Source organism: Rhodococcus sp. T7, assembly GCF_009872365.1.
Classification (GTDB): domain Bacteria; phylum Actinomycetota; class Actinomycetes; order Mycobacteriales; family Mycobacteriaceae; genus Rhodococcus_F.
This window is the reverse complement of record NZ_WXYH01000191.1, coordinates 1-2,045: the sequence shown is the minus strand read 5'-3', so window position 1 is coordinate 2,045 and position 2,045 is coordinate 1. Positions and strand designations below refer to the sequence as shown.

Genomic DNA, 2,045 nt, shown 5'->3' with positions numbered 1-2,045 from the left:
TGGCGGACAGTCACCAGGTGTGACGTCGACACCCCGCAGGGACTTAAGTCCCTTTTCCATGCCGATCCGGTTCTTCGCTCGGGTGGGGGTGCCAGGCTGGGGATGGCCCCGGGTTTCAGGGCGGTCGGGCAGGAGCGGACAACGGTGTCGACACTTTCAGCGAATCCGATCGGTGCTGCCGGTGCCGGAACCGCCGGTTCCACGCCGACGATCGGGGTGGAGGAAGAGTTCGTGCTCGCCGACCCCGGCACCGGTGCCCCGTTCCTGGGTAACACCGCGGTCGCCGCCGCCGCCCGACGCTGCGGCGCCGAACTGCAACTCGAATTGTCGCGGTGCCAGATCGAAACCGCCACCCCGGTGTGCACCACCCTCACCGATCTCGGAAACCAGCTCCGGCGTACTCGAGCACAGGTGGCGGCCGCAGCCTCCGCGGTGGGCGTCGCGGTGCTCGCGACCGGGGTACCCCCGTTCGGTCCGCCCCCGACCTCGATCACCGCGCTTCCTCGCTATCAGCGGAGGATCGAGCATTTCGGCCTTCTCGGGGAGCAGGTCATCTGCGGTTGTCACGTTCACGTCGGACTCGACGACCGGGACCTCGCGGTGCAGGTCAGCAACCATCTACGTCCCTGGCTGCCGGTGCTGCTGGCACTGACCGCAAACTCACCGGTCTTCGCCGGCCGCGACACCGGATACGCCAGCTGGCGGCACGTGTTGTGGTCGCGGTGGCCCAGTGCCGGGCCACCCCCGTATTTCCGCTCCGCGCAGCACTACGACACCGTGGTCGCGGACATGCTCGACAACGAGGTCATCCTCGACACGGCGATGGTCTACTGGGATGTGCGCCTGTCGGCGCACCTGCCCACCCTCGAGGTGCGGGTCAGCGACGTCCCCGCGACCGTCGAGGAAACGGTGCTCCTCGCCGCGCTGGTGCGCGCGCTGGTCACCACCGCCCTCGGTGCTGTCCACAGCGGGCAACAGGCACCGGTGCTCGACCCCGCTCTGCTGCGGGCGGCGTATTGGCGCGCCGCCCGGGACGGGGTGAACGGATACGCCCTCGACACCGGGTCCGGACACCTGATCTCGGCGCGCGAGGCGACCGCGCGGCTTGTCGATCATGTACGTCCGGCGCTCGAGCGCACCGGCGATTACCGGACCGTCCGCTGCGCCGTCGAGTGTGTCCTCGGTGCGGGTAACGGGGCTGTGCGGCAACGTCGCATCCTCCGGGCAGGATCTCGTGCCGACCTCCTCCACATGCTCACCTGCACCACCACCGACACCTGCGCGAGCGCCGAGGAACTCGGACGTGACACCGCCGACCGGTCGTGACGGACCCCACGCGCGGGTGGTGGCGGTGAAACTCGATGCACTGTTCGGATCGGGTACACCGCAGCGGGTCGGCAGCTTCCGATTCCTCCTCGACGGCCAACGGTGGGAATGGTCCGACCCGGTTGCCGAGATGCACGGCTACCGCCCCGGCGAGAAAACTCCCACCACCGAATTGCTGCTCTCGCACAAACACCCCGACGACCTCCGCCATGTCACCGCGATCTTCGAGAAGATGATCGACGAGGGACAACCTTTCAGCAGCAAACACCGCATCATCGACACCGCTGGGCGTGTGCACCATGTGATCGTCGTCGGGGACCAGCTCCGCGAGAACGACCGGGTGGTCGGCACGTCCGGGTTCTACATCGACGTCAGCGAGTCCCTGGAGACCGTACTGCAGGAATCGCTCGACGAAGCGGTCGCCGAACTTGCCGCGTCCCGGGCGGTCATCGAACAGGCCAAGGGCGTGTTGATGCTCGTCTACGGCATCCCCGCGGAGCGGGCCTTCGACATCCTCATCTGGCGCTCCCAGGAGACCAACACCAAACTGCGCACCATCGCCGAGAACCTGGTCACCGCGGTCGGCGATCCCGCCGCTGCCGCGGTCCCGCCGGAAGCCTTCCGGACCCGGTTCGACCGCGTGCTGCTCACCGCCCACCAATTCCGGAGCAACACGAGCTGAGGGGCAACCGCGGTCCGTTTCCGTCAGGTGCGCTCAG

The 2,045-nt window shown here is 68.0% G+C and carries 2 protein-coding genes; both read left to right on the top strand.

The window, feature by feature from the left end:
- Positions 1-144 precede the first annotated feature (144 nt).
- Positions 145-1,326, top strand: coding sequence for a carboxylate-amine ligase (locus MLGJGCBP_RS18910; protein ID WP_236581200.1), 1,182 nt, complete (start codon positions 145-147; stop codon positions 1,324-1,326).
- Entirely contained in the window at positions 1,304-2,008 is a 705-nt protein-coding gene (locus MLGJGCBP_RS18905; RefSeq protein ID WP_442972109.1) for a PAS and ANTAR domain-containing protein, read from the top strand. The genes MLGJGCBP_RS18910 and MLGJGCBP_RS18905 overlap by 23 nt, the downstream gene beginning before the upstream one ends.
- Positions 2,009-2,045 lie beyond the last annotated feature (37 nt).